The organism is Hyphobacterium vulgare, from assembly GCF_042643335.1.
Lineage (GTDB): Bacteria > Pseudomonadota > Alphaproteobacteria > Caulobacterales > Maricaulaceae > Hyphobacterium > Hyphobacterium vulgare.
In genome coordinates, this window is record NZ_JBHRSV010000008.1 from 45,154 (window position 1) to 62,454 (window position 17,301).

Below are 17,301 nucleotides of genomic sequence, written 5' to 3' on the forward strand. Positions count from 1 at the left end.
ATGAGTACGGTGAGAACCATCATCGCGGTGATCACGGTCGTCCTGATCGTGATCTTCGCGATCCAGAATTTCGAACTTGTCGAAATCGACTTCCTGATGTGGTCCTTCACGACCAATCAGGCCTTCATGCTGATCGGGGCCTTCCTGCTTGGAACGCTGTTCGGCCGGGCGCTGATCCGGGTGGTGCGCCGGCGCTAGTTCGCGTCGCTGGCCGGCCCGATCAGCACGAAAACCTCCCTGCCTGCGGTAGACCGCGCTGCGATCCGCTTCATATTGTCGTTCGACACATTGCGGGAGAGCGTCATGGGCGAACGGGTTCTGGTCACGGGTGCGACGGGTTTTCTGGGTCAGCATTGCATCCTTCAGCTGCTCGCGGCCGGCTACGAGGTGCGCGGCACGGTGCGATCCCTGAAACGCGAAGCAGAGGTTCGCGAGGCGCTTCAGCGCGGCGGCGCGGATGGGGCAAGGCTGACGCTGGTCGAGGCCGATCTGACCGCCGATGCCGGCTGGGCCGAGGCGGTGACGGGCTGCACCCATGTGCTGCACGTCGCCTCACCTTTCCCGCTGGTGCAGCCCGAGAACGAGGACGATCTGATCCGTCCGGCCCGCGAAGGCGCGCTGCGGGTTCTGAAAGCCGCAGCGAATGCCGGCGTGAAGCGCACCGTGCTGACGTCTTCTGTGGCGGCTGTATCGGCCGGGCACGACAAGTCCGGCGGCCGGGTGTTCGACGAGAGCGACTGGTCGGATCTCGAAAAGCCGAACGTGTCGGCCTACGAAAAGTCGAAGACGCTGGCCGAGCGCGCGGCGTGGGACTTCATCGCCACGCCGGAAGCCAAGGGAATGGAGCTTGCCGTCATCAATCCCGGCGCGATCCTCGGTCCGGTGCTTTCGGCTGACACGTCGTCTTCGCTTGAAATCGTCCGTCAGCTGATGAGCCGGGCGCTTCCGGCCTGCCCGCGCATCGGCTTCCCGATCGTCGATGTTCGCGATGTCGCCTCGGCGCATCTCGCGGCGATGACGCGGCCGGACGCAGCCGGCAAGCGGTTCATCTGTACCGAGAAGCATGCCTGGTTCCGCGATGTCGCCGGCGTGCTCGACACGCGCTTCGGCCCGGAAGGCTGGAAAATCCCCACCGGAGAACTGCCCGACTGGTTTGTTCGCCTCGTCGCGCTGTTCAATCCGACGATCCGGTCGATCACGCCGCTCCTGGGGGTCGAGCGCCGCTTCGATACCCGGCGGATCTGGAAGGAGCTCGACTGGAAGCCCTGCGGCATGGCGGCGATGGTGATCGCGTCGGGCGAGAGCCTCGCCGAGCTGGGAGTGGTGCAGAAGAAGTAGACCGCACAGCTGCGCGGGCCGGCCATTCAGCCGTGGCCGTTTTCACCCGTCTGCAACTCGCCTAGACAAGGGCCCGGTATCTCTGGAGGCAAAGCGATGGCGGCGATCTGGCACGGCGGGACGTTTCCGATCGAGGCGTTCAACGAATTCGCAAAGGGCTGTCTCAACGGCCATCTCGGCATGGAAATCCTCGAGGCGGGCGATGACTGGATCCGGGCCCGGATGCCGGTCGACGAGCGCACGAAGCAGCCCTTCGGCCTGCTTCATGGCGGGGCCTCGGTCGCCCTGGCCGAAACGCTGGCGAGCCAGGGGGCGTTCGCAACCCTCGATCCGCACAAGAAGGCCGCCGTCGGAATGGAGATCAACGCCAACCATCTGCGCCCCGTGACGGGTGGATGGGTCTATGGCGAGGCGCGGCCAGAGGCGATGGGCCGGACGACCCAGGTCTGGACGATCCGGATCACCAACGAACAGGGAAAGCTGGTCTGCCTGTCGCGCTGCACAATGGCGATTGTCGATCAGAAGCGGGAATAGTCGGGGCGTCGTACTTCCCCCTCTCCCCTCGGGGGAGAGGGCCGGGGTGAGGGGTGACTTCAAGAAAACCCCTCATCCGCCCTTGCCCCGCTTCCGCGGGGCCATGCGGGCACCTTCTCCCCCGAGGGGAGAAGGAATTGGCTTCTGCGAGAACTCAAACTTCGGGTTCCCGTTTTCACCGGGCCCCCATGACTCTCTAGTCCAGATCGATCTCCAGCACGACGAGCGGAGCCACCGCGCCGGCCGGGCCGGTGCCATCGTCCGGATACTGACTCCAGGGCGAATTGGCCACCAGCCAGACGCGGCCATCCTCGACGTCCAGAAGCGTCGGTTCGCCGAAATCGGCGTGACCGCGGAGCAGGATTTCCGTGCCCGACACGATGCGGCCGCGCGGCGCGAAGTCGATCGCGAAGACCTGGTGCGGGTTCATCCCGTTGCGCACCGCGATCAGGCGTTCGCCGTCGCGCGTCGCGCCGAGCCCGTCAATGCCGATCAGGCTTTCCGACCCGGAACGGACGAGGGTCGCCGCCCCGTCATCGAGATCGACGCGCCACAGCCCCAGCGCATAGTCCGCGACGTAAAGCCCGCCCTGCGCCAGGGCGAGGCCCTGAAGCGAGGCAAAGCGTGGATCGTCCGACAGGAGTTCGAGATCGCTGTTCAGGGTCTGAAGCCGGTAGACCCGGTTGGCGCCGCTGTCGGTGACGTAGACGATGCCGTCACGCACGGCGATATCGGCCATCCGGTCCGCGCCGTCGATCGTGTAGCGGCGGTAGACATCGCCGGTGATCAGGTCGAGCGCGACCAAGGCTGTCTCGCCGGTCTCGCCCTCGGGTAGGCCGGTCTGGGGCAGCACGCCGGTGGTCACCCAGAGCACGCGGTTGCGGCTGTCGACCGCCATTCCGAACACGGAATAAAGTCCGTCCTCGGCGTCGGCGAAAACGGTGTAGGTCTCGCGGTCGAAGGGCTCGATCAGCAGGACTTCACGGCCCGACACGCTCGACAGGAAGAGCCGGTCGGTCTCGATGTCCATGGCGAGGCCCTCGATCAGCCCGTCATAGGCAATCCTGGCCTCACGCTCCGCCTCGCCTTCAGGCGAAGTCAGTCGCGCCATGGCGGCGTCGAGCGCGGCATAGCGGTCCGGCTGCATGACGCGCAGGGATTCGTCCGCATCACCCAGATTGGACAGGGTCACGGCAATGCCCGCGTCGGCCATGCGTTCGAGTGCATCAAATATCAGGTCGGCATCACCGGTGTTCAGCCCGATACGGACGAGGCCTGACAGATAGGCCGGGTGCTGCGGCTTCAGTCCGAGCGCGGCTTCGAGCGCCCGGCGCGCCGCCTCCCAGTCGCCGGCCTCGGCCGCGCGGCCTGCCTCGGCGGCCAGCATCGTCGCCGTGCCTTGCAAGGAGAAGGCGTCATCCTCCTGCGCGAGCAGCGGTGCGGATGTCAGGCAACAGGCGGCGAGCGCCGGAAGGGCGAAACGAAACATGCGGAACCTCCCCCGAGGGCTTTTGAAATTCAATTCGGGGGCAGACTAGCTGCCCGGCCCGAACACGCCACCTGACAATGCCGTGAGAAATCGAAGGGCCGTTTTCGGCTAGTCGTTTTCCCCGAGCCGCTGACGGCGGGCGGCCAGCAGGCGCAGACGCAGCCCGTTGAGGCGGATGAAGCCCTCGGCGTCCTTCTGGTCGTAGACGTCATCCTCCTCGAAGGTGACGTGTTCGAGCGAGTAGAGGGAATGCGGCGAGGTGCGGCCGACGACATTGACCGAGCCCTTGTAGAGTTTCAGCCGGACGTCGCCGGAGACGTGGCGCTGCGACAGGTCGATCGCGGCCTGCAGCATTTCGCGCTCGGGCGAGAACCAGAAACCCTCATAGATCAGCTTGGCATAGCGCGGCATCAGCTCGTCCTTGAGGTGCATCGCGCCGCGGTCGAGCGTGATCTGCTCGATGCCCCGGTGCGCGGCCATCAGGATGGTGCCGCCCGGCGTCTCGTAGATGCCGCGCGACTTCATGCCGACGAAGCGGTTCTCCACGAGGTCGAGGCGGCCGATGCCGTGGGTGCGGCCCAGCTCGTTGAGCTTCGTCAGCAGCTTGGCCGGCGAACAAGCGACACCGTCAATGGCGGCGGCGTCGCCGCGCTCAAAGCTGATCGTGACATATTGCGGGGTGTCCGGCGCGTTCTCGGGATCCTCGGTGCGCTGGTAGACGATGTCGCTGGCTTCCTGCGACGGGTCTTCGAGGATCTTTCCTTCCGACGAGGTGTGCCAGAGATTGGCGTCGACGCTGAACGGCGCCTCGCCGCGCTTGTCGCGCGGAATGTCGAGACCGTGCTCTTCGGCATAGGCGATCAGCTTCTCGCGGCTGGTCAGCGTCCATTCGCGCCACGGCGCGATGACTTTCAGCGACGGGTCGAGCGCGGCGAAGCCCAGTTCGAAACGCACCTGGTCATTGCCCTTGCCGGTGGCGCCGTGGGCGACGGCATCGGCGCCGGTCTTGTGCGCGATCTCGACCTGGCGCTTGGCGATCAGCGGGCGGGCGATCGAGGTGCCGAGCAGGTAGAGGCCTTCATAGAGCGCGTTGGCGCGCACCATCGGGTAGACGTATTCGGCGACGAAATCCTCGCGCACATCCTCGATGAAGATGTTCTCCGGCTTCACGCCGGCGGCGAGCGCCTTCTTGCGCGCGGGTTCGAGTTCCTCGCCCTGGCCGAGGTCGGCCGTGAAGGTGACGACTTCGGCGCCGTACTCGTCCTGCAGCCATTTCAGGATGACCGAGGTGTCCAGTCCGCCGGAATAGGCCAGCACGACCTTCTTCACATCACGCGCCTTCGCCATCACTGATCCTTTCCTTCGCAAGTGCGGCACAAGCGACTACGCGCTTGCCGCCTTTCGCGCAAGGCGATCACGCGTCATCGGGCGACAGCGTCTCGCGCTCCGGGTCGTTCTTCCACACCCACCAGGAATAGGCGGCGAGACCCAGCGAACCGGCCAGCATGGCGGCGATCAGGCCGATCGTGACCGTGGCCGGGGGCAGGAGGAAGAAGGCCACCAGCCCGAGCACGCCGATCGCCAGGAAGACGCGGCTCGCCCAGCGGTGGGTCTTGTCCCAGGAAAGGTCGGACGACAGCGTCCAGGGCGTGCGGACACCGACGAAGAAGTTCGGCCGGGCGCGGGCGATCACAAGCCCGATGACAATCGACGTCGCAACAATGAAGAGGACGACGCCGCGCGCCATGACGCCCGGCGCAATCTCGCCCCCGAGTGCGAGGAAGACGGTCACCGCCTGCGCACCCAGAAGGGTGACCGCACCGATGATCCAGACCGTGACGAGAACGCCCCGCGAGCGCCGCAGATTGTCGCCGCGCGGATCGATCTTCGGGACAAGCGCCATCAGGAAGGTCAGCCCCGCGAGAAAAGCCGGCATCCAGAGAAAGGCTTCCGCCTTGCCGCCAAAGCGGTCGACCTCGCCCGACGGGCCGAAATGGACCGGGATCTGCGCGCCCTCCGGCGTCGCCATCCAGCCCCAGGCGGCGAGCGCGCCGGACGCGACCAGGCAGGCCAGGGAGATCAGGAAACCGATGCGCATCATGCCGTGTCCTCTTCACCTTTCGAACCGACCAGCCCCATGAGCAGGGCCAGCGCCTCTTCCGCGGCGCCGGCATTGAGGCGGTAGCGGATCGTCGTGCCGTGGCGTTCCGCGCGGATCAGCCCGGCATCCTTCAGCGTGTTGAAGTGCACGCTCATCGTCGGTTTCGAGACCGGAAAGCGGTCGGCCAGATCGCCGGCCGTCATCGGTCCCTCGCGCAGCACTTTCAGAACCTCGCGCCGGACCGGGTGGGCCAGCGCCTTGAAGACATCCGCCATGACGACTGATTGCCACGCGATATAATTAGTGTAAAGTCTAATTATACAGTTTGCTAAGCAGGAGCCGTCCCATGCGCCTTCTCGCCCTGATCCTCGCCCTGATCGTCTCCGCGCCCGCCTGGGCGCAATCGCCCTTTGAAGGGGTGTGGCACGGCACGCTGCAGGCGGGTCCGGCCCAGCTCCGCATGGAACTGGAGGTGATGGCGGCCGAAGGCGGGCTGCAGTCCGCGCTGACCAGTCTCGACCAGAGCGCGACGCCGATCCCGGCGAGTTCCACCACGGTCTACGAGAACACGCTGACGGTGGAATTCGCCAATCTCGGCGCGCGGATCACGCTGACGCCGGAGGGCGAGGACCGGCTGACCGGCAGCTTCTTCCAGGGCGCCAGCTTCCCCTTCGAGATGGAGCGCGGGCCGTTCGAGGATGGCTATACGCCGCCGGAGATGATCGGCACGGACGGCGACATCACGGTGATCGCCGGCGGTGTGGTGCTGGCCGGGTCGCTGCGCCTTCCCGAGGGCGACGGGCCCTTCCCCGGTGTCGTTCTTCTGAACGGGTCGGGCTCGCAGGACCGCGATGCGACGATCGCCGGGCGGGCCGTGTTCGGGGCGTTGGCCAGTGCGCTGGCCGAGCGGGGGATCGCCTCGCTGCGGCTCGACGACCGCGGCGTCGGCGGGTCCGACCTCGTCATTCCGGACTCGCCCCATGACCTCGCCAGTGATGCCGCTGCGGCGCTCGAAGCGCTGAGCGTACGCAGCGAGATTGCCGCCTGCACCGGCTTTCTGGGGCATTCGGAAGGCGGGATGATCGCCTTTCTCGCCGCGGACGCGGCCGATCCGGACTTCATCCTGCCGCTGGCCGGCATGGCCGGGACGATGCGCGAGACACTCTACGAGCAGTCCGAGGCGATCTTCCTCGCCTCCGGCGCGGGTCAGGCGGCCGCCGACCAGAACCGGGCGCTGCAGGACGCGATGTTCGCGGTGATGAGCGACCCGGACGTCGAGGACTATCCCGCCGCGATCACGGCGGCGCTGGTCGCGCGCGGCTTTCCCGAGGCACAGGCCGGGCAACAGGGCGCGATCTGGGGTCAGGACTATTCCATCGCCTCGCTCGACCTCGACCCGGCGGCGGCCATGGCGGATTATGACGGGCCGGTCCATGCGATTTTCGGCGAACGCGATCTGCAAGTTCTCGCCGGACCGAATGCGGCCCGTGTGCGCGCTGCCCGCGAAGGTCTGCGGACGGACGTCACCGTCATTCCCGGCGTGAACCATCTGTTTCAGTCCACCCGGACCGGCCTGATCACCGAGTACGCGACCGCGCCGCATGCCATGGCGCCGGACGCGCTCGACGCCATCGCCGATGCGATGGAAGGGCTGATCGCGGCGGGGTGTGAGTAAGAGTCTCCGACTGCTTGGCTTCATCCATGGGGTCCCCATGAAAATGGGGACCCGAAGCTTCCAGCCAACTTCGGATTCCCGCTTTCGCGGGAACCCCAGTTGGCGAAATCAGACCCGCCGTCCCGGCCGCCCGGCGAAATACCAGTAGGCGATGCCGCCTGCCGCGCCGGCGACGGCGAGCATGATGTCGGCGAGCTTGAAACTCTCCGGTGAAAAATCGAACCCGCCGAGGATGGCGTGCGACAGGATCGGCCCCATCAGCGCGCCGGCGAGCGCATCACTCCAGCCGCGCGGCGCATGGGTCAGGCGCAGCGTCCAGACGGCGAGCGTTGCCGGGATGGCGCTGAGCACGGCCGTGTAGACCAGCACTGCGAAGAAGAAGCCAGCGATGGCGCCGGGCGAGTCCGGCATGATCCCGGCGAGCGAAAAGAGGCCGATGAGGAGGACGAGCGTCGCCACGGCAACCGCCATGGCCCAGGCGGCCATGCCGTCCATGCTCATCCGGACGAATCGCGCCCAGGGGGTCATCGTGCGGCCCGATAGGGCGGGCGCGGCCGGGCATTGGCGAGCCAGTAGACGAGGCCAGCGATGGCGCCTGCGATACCGGAAATTAGACCCAGCAGGTGGTATTGATCGAGATTGAGCCCCTGAAGGAAGATAAGGCTGGCGACCAACCCGATCAGTCCGCCAGCCAAGGCATCGCACCAGCCCCGCGGCCATCGCGCAGATCTCACAATGAAGACCGCGGCTATCGCCGGGATTGCCGAAACTACTGCGATGAAAGCCGTCGTGAGGGCAAGCAGGTACGCGACGAACAAGAGCTGCTCGTGCGTCATTGGAAGGACAATTCCTGGGGGCGAGATTGTGGAAACCGCCAGGAAGGTAAGGCTCGCCGCGGCCAGGCAAGCCAGGAGATAGCTTGCGAATGATCGAAGCGCGCGGAGCCAGAAGGCAGGCTTGGTGATGAGTGCGGCGGTTTTCACGCTCTGATTGAAGCTGGATTCCTTCCATCGCGCCACGATTTCCCGTCGCAGAGCGCTCTGGACACGCCCCACGCCGCACCCCACTTTCCCCGCCAGCTTCAAGGGAGTGATCCATGGCCCGCCGTCTCGTCGTTATCACCGGTGCCTCGTCCGGCATCGGCGCCGCCTTTGCCCGCGTCTTTGCCCAGAAAGGCTGGGATCTCGCGCTGGTGGCGCGGCGGGAAGACCGGCTGACGGATCTCGCCGAGGAGATGAAGGCGCAATTCGGGGTCAACAGCCTCGTTATCGCGGCCGATCTCTCGAAGGCGACCGCCCCGCAAGAGATCGTGAAAGCCGTCACCGACGCCGGGCGTCAGATCGACGGTCTCGTCAACAATGCCGGAGCGGGCCAGCCGGGCGAGTTCGCCGAGACGAAATGGACCGACCAGAAGCGCTTCCTGCAGTTGATGCTCAATTCCTATCTGGAACTGATCCATCTCGTCCTGCCGGGGATGCGCGAGCGCGGCTTCGGGCGGATCGTCAATGTGTCCTCGGTCTCGGCGCTGCTGCCGCCCTCGCCCGGCCATACGAAGTATTCCGGAACGATCTATCCCGGCATCAAGAGTGCGCTGATCAAGGTGTCTGAAGCGCTGCGGATCGAGGGGCAGGACCGCAATGTCAACGTCTCCGCCGTCGTGCCGGGCTATACGATGAGCGAGTTTCACGATGTGAACGGCGCCCGCGCGACAGTGTCGAAGCTGCCGTCCTACTGGTTCTCCACCGCCGAGGAGGTCGCGACCGCGGGCTATGACGCGGTCGAGCGCAATGTCCCGGTGCGGGTGGTCGGCGCCTGGTACAAATTCATGTCGGGCCTCGCCCGGGTCCTGCCCGATCCGGCGATGCGCTGGCTGATCGCCTCGCAGACGCGGCGGCTGGCTAAATCCGCCGGGAACTGATCACCCGTCCACAACACCCAGCGTGTCGCCCGGCTTCATTGCCTTCAGGAGCGTGAGCAGGTCGGGCTTGGCCAGCGCGACACAGCCCAGGGTCGGGCCGTAGTCCGGCCGCGCGCAGTGCAGGAAGATGGCCGACCCGGCGCCGGGGTGCGGCGGGTCGTCATTATGCCCGAGGATCACGATCACGTCGTAAAGCCCGTCCTCGCGGATCAGCGCCTCGGCCGACGCCGGATAGGGCAGGCGGACCGGGCGGTTATAGGCGGGATCCTCCGGTGCATCGCACCAGCCGTCATCGTCGCGGATCGCGCGGACAGGCAGGGCCGTCTCCGGCGCCGCGCCCCGGTCGGCGCGATAGAGCACGCGGCGCACCGGCCAGCGGCCGAGCGGGGTGGCCTTGTCGCCTTCGCACTTGTCGGCTTCGGGGCGCACGCCGGCCTTGCCCAGCGCGGCGCGCAGGACCTGTCCATTGAAGTCGAATTGCCCGGAGGCGGAGACAGTCCAGTCGGTCATGACGGGGACACAAGCACGATCACGGACGATCACAAAGCGGTTGGCGCGGGACGCGAGCGACCGGGTGTGGCGGCCAACCGCGTCCCGGGCGCCTCCCCCACCACGGAACGGACGCGTTGCCCTGTCTGGACACGCGATCGGCATTAACCCTGCAATATTCCTGCCGAAATCCGGGGGCGGCTTTTCAGGGTTTTGAGACCGCGAATCCGGTGATCCCGGCAATTTCTGCCGGGCAGTCCTGACCGCCCGGTAACAATTGCCTCCCGCGAAAAAACCGGCATATGCTCGCCGCCATGAACGTCCAGAAGACCATTCTCCTTGTCGATGACGATGACGATCTGCGCGAGACGCTGATCGAGCAATTTGCGCTGCACGAGGAATTCAGGACCGTCGGAGCGGCGACCGCCGGCGACGGGATGAAGCAGGCCAAGGCCGACCGCGTCGATCTCGTCCTTCTGGACGTCGACCTGCCCGACATGGATGGGCGGGAAACCTGCCGGCTGATGCGCAAGAATGGCGTGTCGGCGCCGATCGTGATGCTGACCGGACAGAACACCGATGCCGACCAGATCCTCGGGCTTGAATCGGGCGCGAACGACTATGTCACCAAGCCGTTCAAATTCTCGGTCCTGCTGGCGCGGGTGCGGGCGCATCTGCGCAGCCATGAATTGTCCGAGGACGCGATCTTCCAGATCGGGCCGTACGAGTTCCGTCCGTCGATGAAGCTGCTTCTGCTCGGTGATGGCCGCAAGGTGCGGCTGACCGAGAAGGAAACCAATATCCTGAAATATCTCTACCGCTCCGGCGGCAAACCGGTCGGGCGCGACGAGCTGCTGCACGAGGTGTGGGGCTACAATCCGGCGGTCACGACGCACACGCTGGAAACCCATGTCTACCGGCTGCGGCAGAAGATCGAGCCCGATCCGGGCCAGGCGCGCCTCTTGATCACCGAGTCGGGCGGATACCGGCTGCAGGTCTAGAGGCTGAGCGTCAGCGTCACCGGCACGTGGTCGGACGGCTTGTCGCGGCCGCGCTCGTCTTCCCAGATGGTGAACGCGTCCCGGCCCTTCGACAGGGCGGCGTCCTTCAGCGCGGGCGACACCCAGATATGGTCGAGGCGGCGGCCGCGATTGGATTCGCGGTAGTCGCGCGAGCGATAGCTCCACCACGTGTAGAGCTTCTCGTCCTCGGGGACGAGTTCGCGCGCAACGTCGAGGAAATTGCCCACTTCGCGCATGGCGATCAGGCCCTCGGTCTCGACCGGGGTGTGCGAAACCACTTTCAGAAGCTGCTTGTGCGACCAGACATCATGCTCGTGCGGCGCGATGTTGAAGTCGCCGACTATAACCATCGGCGCGTCTTCCTTCGCCCGGTTCTCGAAATAGCGCGTCATGCGCTCGAGGAAGTCGAGCTTGTGGGCGAAGCGCGGATTAATCTCCGGGTCGGGCTCGTCGCCGCCGGCAGGGACGTAGAAATTGTGCAGTTCGACGCCCTTGACCCGGACGCGCTGGTGGCGCGCCTCGCCGGAGCGGCAGAAATCCTCGTCGGACAGGTCTTCGAGCGGGTGACGCGAGGCGATCGCGACACCGTGCATCCCCTTCATGCCGCGGACGTGGAAATGCTCATAGCCCATCTCGCGGAAGGCGCGCGCCGGGAATTCCTCGTTCCGGCACTTGATCTCCTGCAGGCAGAGCACGTCCGGGCGGACCTGTTTCACGAAGGGGGCGATCAGCGGCTCGGCGCGCAGGCGCACCGAATTCACATTCCAGGTGGCGATCGTCAGCTCGGTCATCCGCGAGAGAATCCTTCGGGTCAGAGAATGTTGTAGCTGTTGCCAGCCAGACCGACCGGCCAGCGTCCGCGCGCGAACAGCCGCCATCGCGCGAGGAAGGGGTGGGGGTCGCCATCCTCGCCATCGTCGCCGGCAAGGATCACCAGGGCCGCGCCATTGGCCGCCTGCACCAGCGTGCCGGCCGCGGCGTTCTGGAGCGATTCGTCGCGCATGTCGGCGAGCGCGGAGAAATAGGCGACGGCGTCCTGCGCGGCCTCGCCGGCCTTCATCGCGACATAGGCAAGCAGGGCTTCCACGCCGGCCTCATCGACCTGGTCAAGCGCGCGCGAGATCAGGCCGGCCCGGAGCATTTCCTCGGCCTCCCAGCCCTGGGGGTCGACATCGAGCGCTTCTGCAGCCCCGGCGGCCTCCTCCCAGCTGCCGAGGACAGCCGCATCGGCATCAGGAAAGCCCAGCCCGTCGAGGTAGGAACGCACCAACGCCTTCTCGGGCACGGAGAGCGGTTCTCCGAGCCGGGTGAAGACGCGCGCGTCCTGGATCGCATCGGCGAAGGCCCGCGCCTTGTACAGCAAGGGGATCTCGTCGAGCAGGCGTTCGATGTCAGGGTCTGTCATGAGTGCGTTTTCATCCGGTGGACTCCCCTTCTGCCGCAATCGGGACCGAACGACAACTTGGGAGACCGGATGCACAAACGCCCGGCCGCGAGGGGGTGCGGCCGGGCGCTGTCTGTGCAGCCCTGCGGCCCGGAGGAAGGCGGACGCAGACGCCGGGAGGGGATTGTACCGGCGTGGTTGAGAGCCAGAGATCCGCAAGCGGGGGGACGACGCCGATCCGTGTGGCTCTCAACCAGCCGTGTTATTAAAGACACGCGTCTTGAACTTTTTCAAATGAAAAATCGGAAACCTATTGCGCGTGTCATTTTTGACACAGGACTTCTACCGCCCGCGGCGGCGATCGTCACGCTCGTCTTCGTCGTCGAGAACGAAGAGGCGCGGGTCGAACGATACACCGGTCTCGACGCCCTCAAGCGCGATCCGGGTCGTCATTCCCGCCGCGTCGGTGACAAACCATTGCGACAGGAGATAGGTGTCGGCGTCGAACAGGAAGAGCGCGTTGCCTTCGACCTCTTCGCCGCGATCCTCGATCCCGACATGGATGAAGCCGTCCTGTTCCCAGACTTCGCGCACGAATGCGTCGCGGCCGATATCGACATCGTCGGCGAGAATCCACCACAGCGGGGTGGAGCGCAGCGGCACACGGTCCGTGGTTTCCAGCGCGGTATCGCGCACGGCCACCGTGGTGCCGTCGGAGACGATCAGCATCGGGGTCGGCTCGTCATATTCGAAGCGCAGGCGGCCGGGACGGCGCACCGACAGCGTGCCCGTGGCGGTGGAAAAGTCGGGCGCGGTCTGGACGAAGCGGGCCTGCAGCGTGTCGATGCCGTTCAGCGCGGCATTGATCGCGGCCAGCGTTTCGGCGCGCTCGTCTTCGGTCATCGAGGCAGCGATGGCGGGCTCGGACAGGTCGTCTTGAATCGCCGCGCCCGCGTCTTGCGCGGACAGGGCGAGGGAGAGGAGAAGGGTCGTGATCATGGCACCAGCATAAACGCATGAAATGCGGCGGCGCGATGGCTCAAAACATGATGGATTGTTGGCGTTTCAGGCCACGTCCCGTTCAGGGAGGTAGATCTCCCGGCGGCCGGCATGGTCAGATGGGCCGATCATGCCCTCGTCCTCCATGCGCTCGATCAGCACCGCGGCGCGGTTATAGCCGATCTGCAGCTTGCGCTGGATATAGCTGGTCGAGGCCTTGCGATCGCGCGCGACGATGGCCACGGCCTGGTCGAACATGTCGTCGCCCGAGCCTTCCCCGTCCTCGCCGCCGCCAAACGGGCCGTCGCCGTCATCGGCGTCCTCGGTGACGGCTTCGAGATAGTCCGGCACGCCCTGCTTCTTCAGATAGCTCGCCACGTCCTCGACCTCGCGGTCGGAGACGAAGGGGCCGTGCAGGCGGCGGATACGCCCGCCCCCGGCCATGAAGAGCAGGTCGCCCATGCCGAGCAGTTGTTCGGCGCCCTGCTCGCCGAGAATGGTGCGCGAGTCGATCTTTGACGTGACCTGGTAGGAGATCCGGGTCGGGAAGTTGGCCTTGATCGTGCCGGTGATGACGTCGACCGAGGGGCGCTGCGTCGCCATGATCAGGTGGATGCCGGCGGCACGGGCCATCTGGGCGAGGCGCTGAACCGCGCCCTCGATCTCCTTGCCGGCGACCATCATCAGGTCGGCCATCTCGTCGATCACGATGACCAGGAAGGGCATGCGCTCGGCGGGAATGGATTCGGTCTCGTAAACCGGTTCGCCGGTCTCGCGGTCATAGCCGGTCTGGACGGTCCGCCCGAGCGGTTCGCCGGTCTCGATGGCCTCGGAAACTTTCTCGTTGAAGCCGGCCACATTGCGCACGCCGATCTTCGACATGCGCAGATAGCGGCTTTCCATCTCGCGCACCGCCCATTTCAGGGCGGTGACCGCCTTTTTCGGATCGGTGACGACCGGGGTCAGAAGGTGCGGAATGCCGTCATAGACCGACAATTCCAGCATTTTCGGGTCGATCATGATCAGGCGGCAGTCTTCCGGCGGCAGGCGATAGAGCAGCGACAGGATCATCGCATTGATGCCGACCGACTTGCCCGAGCCGGTGGTGCCGGCGATCAGCAGGTGGGGCATGCGCGCGAGATCGGCCATGAAGGGTTCGCCGCCGATCGTCTCGCCCAGTGCCAGCGGCAGTTCCGCCTTGGTGTCCTCGAACGCTTTCGAGTTGAACAGGGCGCGCAGGAAAACGGTCTCGCGGCGCGGATTGGGCAGTTCGATACCGATCGCATTGCGGCCCGGCACCACGGCGACGCGCGCCGCGGTCGCGCTCATCGAGCGGGCAATGTCGTCGGCGAGATTGATCACGCGCGAGGATTTCACGCCGGGCGCGGGTTCGAATTCATAGAGCGTCACGACCGGGCCGGGACGAACCTGGACGATATCGCCCTTCACGCCGAAATCCGACAGCACGCCCTGCAACAGTTCGGCGTTCTGCTTCAGCGCGGATTCGTCGATGACGTCGGTGCGCGCCTTGGGCTTGGCGAGCAGGTCGAGGCGCGGCAATTCGAACCCGCCCGCTTTCACGAAGGGCAAAGCGCCCTGCGCCTCGCGGACTTCCCGCTCGCTCGCCTTGGACTTGCGCGTCGGGGCGACCTTCACGGCCGGATTCATCGGTTCGGGGTCCGGTGTGCGCGCACGCTCCCGGCGGGCCCGCAGCGGCCTGGGTGCCGGTTCGACAAGGCGCGGACCCACGGGCCGTTCCGGGGCCGGGACCTTGCCGGTCAGCTGGTCCCACCAGACCCGGGCGCTGGCCCAGAGATAGGAGGCGGTATCGGCCGCGGCGGTCAGGTCGCGCGGCCGTAGACCGAAGGTCAGAAACACGCCAGCGATGGCAATCAGCAGAGCCAGACCCGCCACCATGCCGGACGCGACGGGCAGGCCGGCCTCGCCGAGCGGCCGGGCGAGCGAGAACAGGGCGAAATCGCCGAGCGCGCCGCCCAGTCCGGCGGCAAAGGGCCAGGCTTCGGGAATCGGCAGGGCCGACACGGCGGCGGCGAATCCGATGAGGCCGATCAGGGCGGCCAGTCCGCGCAACGCCAGCATGGCCGGCGAGCGGCGGCGCGGCGACTGGACGATCAATATGCCGCCCCAGACAATGAGCGCCAGAACCGGTCCGCCCGAGGCCCAGCCCAGCAATTGCAGCATCAGGTCCGACACGATGGCGCCGAAACCGCCCAGCGGGTTGAGCGGAGCGGCATCGGTCGCCACGTTGAGGCTGGGATCGAGCGCGTTGTGGCCGAAGATCGCGGCCGCGAGCCCGGCTCCGGCGGCGATCATGACGAGTCCGATCAGTCCCGAACGCAGGCGCGCGGCCAGGCGCGAGGGGTCGCGGCGGACCTTCGCGTCGATATCGTGCTGGGATGCGGCGTCATAGCTGGCCATGACCGCCGATCTAGCCGCAAAAGCGTGAGTCGAAGGTAAATGTCGGTTAAGCTTGGCAGCGGGACTGGAGGATCATGACAGAGACATTCGGAATCGCCGCCGTGGTGCGCTATCTGCGCCCTTTCCTGAAGCGCTGGGGCTTCCGGCCCGACCCGCCGCGCGCCCGCCGGGGGCTGCTGCGCAGACCCGCCCCATGGTCGGATTATCGCGACACGTCGCGCTGGACGAAGGGCGGCCGGCATGTGGCCATTTCGGTCGATCGCAGCGAATTGCAGGTCGTGGTCTGGCGCGATGGCGAGACGGGCGTCCGGCTTGATCTCGACTGCCCGGTGCATGAGGGCCGGATCGGCGGGGTCGCCTGCATGCGCTATTTCACCCGCGAGACGCTGAAATGCGTCTGCGACAAGCTGGAAGCGTGGGTGCGCGACTGACTGCGGCAGTGCGCCCCGCTTTTCATTCCCGCGCGAAAAGCTAGTCTCCCGGGCCATGACACAGCGGCTTTCCTTCGACGGCGATGTGGTGATTGCGGGCGGCGGCCTCGCCGGCCAGACGCTCGCCCTGGCGCTGCATTCCGCCGGCGTTGGCGTGGCGCTCGTCGATGTCCTGCCCTTCGAGACCCAGCTGGAAGACCGGTTCGATGGCCGCGCCTCGGCGCTCGCCTATACCAGTATGCGCATGCTCGACACGCTCGGCGCCGGTGAGCGGTTGCGCGAGTTCACCCAGCGGATCGAGGACATCCTCGTATGCGACGGGCGGCCGGAGGACGGGATGCGCGCGGGCGGGCCCGGCCCGTTCACGCTGCATTTCGACCGGCACGAAATCCATCCCGGCGCGGATGGAGAACCGCTCGGCTGGATGGCGGAGAACCGCCACTCCCGCCTCGCCCTGACCGAAGCGATTGCCGCGCGGCCCGACATTGCCGTCTTTGCTCCGGTCAAGGCGGTCGGCTGGACGCGCAATTCCGCCTCGACCGACCTGCATCTGGAAGACGGGCGGACGCTGCGCGGCAAGCTGCTGGTGGCGTGCGACGGGAAATTTTCCGCCGTGCGGCGCCAGGCCGGCACGCGCAGCTTCGGCTGGGATTACGGCCAGAAAGGCATTGTCGCGACGGTCGAGCACGAACGCCCGCATAATGGCGTGGCGTACGAGTATTTCATGCCGTCCGGCCCGTTCGCCATCCTGCCGCTGACCGGCAACCGGTCCTCGCTGGTCTGGACGGAAAAGGCCGCGGCTGCCGACGCGCTGAAAGCGATGGACCGGGACGGGTTCGAGGAGGCGCTGCGCGCCCGCTTCGGCGATTTCCTCGGCGCCGTGAACGAGACCGGGCCGCGCTGGACCTATCCGCTGACGCTGAAAGTGGCCGAGCGTTTCCATGCCGACGGCATCGCCTATTGCGGCGATGCTGCGCGCGGCATTCACCCGCTGGCGGGACAAGGCTTCAACCTGGGGATCCGCGACGCCGCCGCGCTGGCGGAGATCACCGCCGAACAGAAGCGGCTCGGCCTCGATCTCGGCTCGGCAGTCGGCCTTCAGCGCTATCAGGCCTGGCGGCGGATGGATTCGATGGCGCTCGTCGCCGCGACCGATGTGTTCAACCGGCTCTTCTCCAACGACATCGCGCCGCTGCGCCTCGCGCGCGGGCTCGGCCTGTCCATCGTCGACAAAATCCCGCCGGCGCGCCGCTTCTTCATGCGCCATGCCGGCGGCGAGATCGGCGACCTGCCAAAGCTTCTGAAGGGCGAAAGCCTCGCGGCCTAGGGACATTACGATGACGTCATCCCGACGGACGTCGGGATCCAGATTGACGCGTTTTCTGGATTCCCTGAGTTCTCAAACGAAGTGCAACACCTTCCTAGGGTGTTGCGATGGGACAGCGATATCGACATTTCAGCGTTGAGGAACGGGTTGAGATT

At 66.4% G+C, this 17,301-nt stretch carries 19 protein-coding genes; 8 read left to right on the forward strand and 11 right to left on the reverse strand.

From position 1 onward, the window contains the following. The 3 genes from ACFOOR_RS06655 (at position 1) to ACFOOR_RS06665 (ending at position 1,872) form a co-directional block, all read left to right on the forward strand. Entirely contained in the window at positions 1 to 198 is a 198-nt protein-coding gene (locus ACFOOR_RS06655; protein WP_343165473.1) for a DUF1049 domain-containing protein, read from the forward strand. 105 nt (positions 199 to 303) lie between these two features. After that, positions 304 to 1,338, forward strand: coding sequence for an SDR family oxidoreductase (locus tag ACFOOR_RS06660; RefSeq protein ID WP_343165472.1), 1,035 nt, complete (start codon positions 304 to 306; stop codon positions 1,336 to 1,338). A gap of 96 nt (positions 1,339 to 1,434) precedes the next feature. Beyond that, on the forward strand, positions 1,435 to 1,872 hold the full coding sequence (locus ACFOOR_RS06665) for a hotdog fold thioesterase (protein ID WP_343165471.1): 438 nt from the start codon (positions 1,435 to 1,437) through the stop codon (positions 1,870 to 1,872). Positions 1,873 to 2,068: 196 nt separating this feature from the next. Here the strand turns inward: ACFOOR_RS06665 and ACFOOR_RS06670 are convergent, their stop codons facing one another. The 4 genes from ACFOOR_RS06670 to ACFOOR_RS06685 form a co-directional block, all read right to left on the reverse strand. Then, a complete protein-coding gene (locus ACFOOR_RS06670; RefSeq protein ID WP_343165470.1) occupies positions 2,069 to 3,361 on the reverse strand; it encodes a hypothetical protein in 1,293 nt (430 codons plus the stop codon). Positions 3,362 to 3,469: 108 nt separating this feature from the next. Then, positions 3,470 to 4,708, reverse strand: coding sequence for an argininosuccinate synthase (locus tag ACFOOR_RS06675; protein WP_343165469.1), 1,239 nt, complete (start codon positions 4,706 to 4,708; stop codon positions 3,470 to 3,472). A gap of 67 nt (positions 4,709 to 4,775) precedes the next feature. Continuing rightward, a complete protein-coding gene (locus tag ACFOOR_RS06680; RefSeq protein WP_343165468.1) occupies positions 4,776 to 5,462 on the reverse strand; it encodes an SdpI family protein in 687 nt (228 codons plus the stop codon). Continuing rightward, a complete protein-coding gene (locus ACFOOR_RS06685; protein WP_039712510.1) occupies positions 5,459 to 5,737 on the reverse strand; it encodes a metalloregulator ArsR/SmtB family transcription factor in 279 nt (92 codons plus the stop codon). The genes ACFOOR_RS06680 and ACFOOR_RS06685 overlap by 4 nt, the downstream gene beginning before the upstream one ends. Positions 5,738 to 5,808: 71 nt before the next feature. On the opposite strand from ACFOOR_RS06685, the gene ACFOOR_RS06690 reads away from it, so the two are divergent. Then, positions 5,809 to 7,137 carry an alpha/beta hydrolase gene (locus tag ACFOOR_RS06690; RefSeq protein WP_343165467.1) on the forward strand — a complete coding sequence of 443 codons (1,329 nt, stop codon included), beginning with the start codon at positions 5,809 to 5,811 and terminating at the stop codon, positions 7,135 to 7,137. A 108-nt stretch (positions 7,138 to 7,245) separates the two neighbouring features. Here ACFOOR_RS06690 and ACFOOR_RS06695 read toward each other — a convergent pair whose 3' ends face one another. Further along, positions 7,246 to 7,665 carry a hypothetical protein gene (locus ACFOOR_RS06695; RefSeq protein ID WP_343165466.1) on the reverse strand — a complete coding sequence of 140 codons (420 nt, stop codon included), beginning with the start codon at positions 7,663 to 7,665 and terminating at the stop codon, positions 7,246 to 7,248. Then, entirely contained in the window at positions 7,662 to 8,156 is a 495-nt protein-coding gene (locus ACFOOR_RS06700) for a hypothetical protein (protein ID WP_343165465.1), read from the reverse strand. The genes ACFOOR_RS06695 and ACFOOR_RS06700 overlap by 4 nt, the downstream gene beginning before the upstream one ends. 77 nt (positions 8,157 to 8,233) lie before the next feature. Here ACFOOR_RS06700 and ACFOOR_RS06705 point away from each other — a divergent pair, with 77 nt between their 5' ends. Continuing rightward, on the forward strand, positions 8,234 to 9,055 hold the full coding sequence (locus tag ACFOOR_RS06705; protein ID WP_343165464.1) for an SDR family NAD(P)-dependent oxidoreductase: 822 nt from the start codon (positions 8,234 to 8,236) through the stop codon (positions 9,053 to 9,055). Here ACFOOR_RS06705 and ACFOOR_RS06710 read toward each other — a convergent pair whose 3' ends face one another. Beyond that, positions 9,056 to 9,565, reverse strand: a complete 510-nt coding sequence (locus ACFOOR_RS06710) for a L,D-transpeptidase family protein (protein ID WP_343165463.1) — start codon at positions 9,563 to 9,565, stop codon at positions 9,056 to 9,058. It abuts the gene before it with no gap. A 293-nt stretch (positions 9,566 to 9,858) separates the two neighbouring features. Between ACFOOR_RS06710 and ACFOOR_RS06715 the strand changes: the two genes are divergently transcribed. Continuing rightward, positions 9,859 to 10,545 carry a response regulator transcription factor gene (locus ACFOOR_RS06715; RefSeq protein ID WP_343165510.1) on the forward strand — a complete coding sequence of 229 codons (687 nt, stop codon included), beginning with the start codon at positions 9,859 to 9,861 and terminating at the stop codon, positions 10,543 to 10,545. On the opposite strand, the gene xth is transcribed toward ACFOOR_RS06715, so the two are convergent. The 4 genes from xth to ACFOOR_RS06735 form a co-directional block, all read right to left on the reverse strand. Continuing rightward, positions 10,542 to 11,357: an exodeoxyribonuclease III gene (xth, locus tag ACFOOR_RS06720; RefSeq protein WP_343165462.1), complete on the reverse strand. Its 816-nt coding sequence runs from the start codon at positions 11,355 to 11,357 to the stop codon at positions 10,542 to 10,544. The genes ACFOOR_RS06715 and xth overlap by 4 nt on opposite strands. A gap of 20 nt (positions 11,358 to 11,377) precedes the next feature. Beyond that, the gene (locus ACFOOR_RS06725) at positions 11,378 to 11,971 is read right to left on the reverse strand and encodes a hypothetical protein (RefSeq protein ID WP_343165461.1); all 594 of its coding nucleotides are present in this window, start codon (positions 11,969 to 11,971) and stop codon (positions 11,378 to 11,380) included. 321 nt (positions 11,972 to 12,292) lie between these two features. After that, positions 12,293 to 12,949, reverse strand: a complete 657-nt coding sequence (locus tag ACFOOR_RS06730; RefSeq protein ID WP_343165460.1) for a LolA family protein — start codon at positions 12,947 to 12,949, stop codon at positions 12,293 to 12,295. A 66-nt stretch (positions 12,950 to 13,015) separates the two neighbouring features. After that, positions 13,016 to 15,388 (reverse strand): FtsK/SpoIIIE family DNA translocase, encoded by a 2,373-nt coding sequence (locus ACFOOR_RS06735; protein WP_343165459.1) that lies wholly within the window; start codon positions 15,386 to 15,388, stop codon positions 13,016 to 13,018. A 74-nt stretch (positions 15,389 to 15,462) separates the two neighbouring features. Here ACFOOR_RS06735 and ACFOOR_RS06740 point away from each other — a divergent pair, with 74 nt between their 5' ends. Beyond that, the gene (locus ACFOOR_RS06740; RefSeq protein WP_343165458.1) at positions 15,463 to 15,819 is read left to right on the forward strand and encodes a hypothetical protein; all 357 of its coding nucleotides are present in this window, start codon (positions 15,463 to 15,465) and stop codon (positions 15,817 to 15,819) included. A gap of 55 nt (positions 15,820 to 15,874) precedes the next feature. Further along, positions 15,875 to 17,146 carry a UbiH/UbiF/VisC/COQ6 family ubiquinone biosynthesis hydroxylase gene (locus ACFOOR_RS06745; protein WP_343165457.1) on the forward strand — a complete coding sequence of 424 codons (1,272 nt, stop codon included), beginning with the start codon at positions 15,875 to 15,877 and terminating at the stop codon, positions 17,144 to 17,146. The last annotated feature ends 155 nt before the right edge of the window (positions 17,147 to 17,301 follow it).

What these genes read in the sequence shown, in the direction of transcription:
- ACFOOR_RS06725 (WP_343165461.1), bottom strand. Translation starts at nt 11,971, where the DNA reads ATGACAGACCCTGACATCGAACGCCTGCTCGACGAGATCCCCTTGCTG.
- ACFOOR_RS06670 (WP_343165470.1), bottom strand. Translation starts at nt 3,361, where the DNA reads ATGTTTCGTTTCGCCCTTCCGGCGCTCGCCGCCTGTTGCCTGACATCC.
- ACFOOR_RS06695 (WP_343165466.1), bottom strand. Translation starts at nt 7,665, where the DNA reads ATGACCCCCTGGGCGCGATTCGTCCGGATGAGCATGGACGGCATGGCC.
- ACFOOR_RS06705 (WP_343165464.1), top strand. Translation starts at nt 8,234, where the DNA reads ATGGCCCGCCGTCTCGTCGTTATCACCGGTGCCTCGTCCGGCATCGGC.
- ACFOOR_RS06665 (WP_343165471.1), top strand. Translation starts at nt 1,435, where the DNA reads ATGGCGGCGATCTGGCACGGCGGGACGTTTCCGATCGAGGCGTTCAAC.
- ACFOOR_RS06740 (WP_343165458.1), top strand. Translation starts at nt 15,463, where the DNA reads ATGACAGAGACATTCGGAATCGCCGCCGTGGTGCGCTATCTGCGCCCT.
- ACFOOR_RS06735 (WP_343165459.1), bottom strand. Translation starts at nt 15,388, where the DNA reads ATGGCCAGCTATGACGCCGCATCCCAGCACGATATCGACGCGAAGGTC.
- ACFOOR_RS06745 (WP_343165457.1), top strand. Translation starts at nt 15,875, where the DNA reads ATGACACAGCGGCTTTCCTTCGACGGCGATGTGGTGATTGCGGGCGGC.
- ACFOOR_RS06685 (WP_039712510.1), bottom strand. Translation starts at nt 5,737, where the DNA reads ATGGCGGATGTCTTCAAGGCGCTGGCCCACCCGGTCCGGCGCGAGGTT.
- ACFOOR_RS06730 (WP_343165460.1), bottom strand. Translation starts at nt 12,949, where the DNA reads ATGATCACGACCCTTCTCCTCTCCCTCGCCCTGTCCGCGCAAGACGCG.
- ACFOOR_RS06710 (WP_343165463.1), bottom strand. Translation starts at nt 9,565, where the DNA reads ATGACCGACTGGACTGTCTCCGCCTCCGGGCAATTCGACTTCAATGGA.
- ACFOOR_RS06655 (WP_343165473.1), top strand. Translation starts at nt 1, where the DNA reads ATGAGTACGGTGAGAACCATCATCGCGGTGATCACGGTCGTCCTGATC.
- ACFOOR_RS06715 (WP_343165510.1), top strand. Translation starts at nt 9,859, where the DNA reads ATGAACGTCCAGAAGACCATTCTCCTTGTCGATGACGATGACGATCTG.
- xth (WP_343165462.1), bottom strand. Translation starts at nt 11,357, where the DNA reads ATGACCGAGCTGACGATCGCCACCTGGAATGTGAATTCGGTGCGCCTG.
- ACFOOR_RS06690 (WP_343165467.1), top strand. Translation starts at nt 5,809, where the DNA reads ATGCGCCTTCTCGCCCTGATCCTCGCCCTGATCGTCTCCGCGCCCGCC.
- ACFOOR_RS06680 (WP_343165468.1), bottom strand. Translation starts at nt 5,462, where the DNA reads ATGATGCGCATCGGTTTCCTGATCTCCCTGGCCTGCCTGGTCGCGTCC.
- ACFOOR_RS06660 (WP_343165472.1), top strand. Translation starts at nt 304, where the DNA reads ATGGGCGAACGGGTTCTGGTCACGGGTGCGACGGGTTTTCTGGGTCAG.
- ACFOOR_RS06675 (WP_343165469.1), bottom strand. Translation starts at nt 4,708, where the DNA reads ATGGCGAAGGCGCGTGATGTGAAGAAGGTCGTGCTGGCCTATTCCGGC.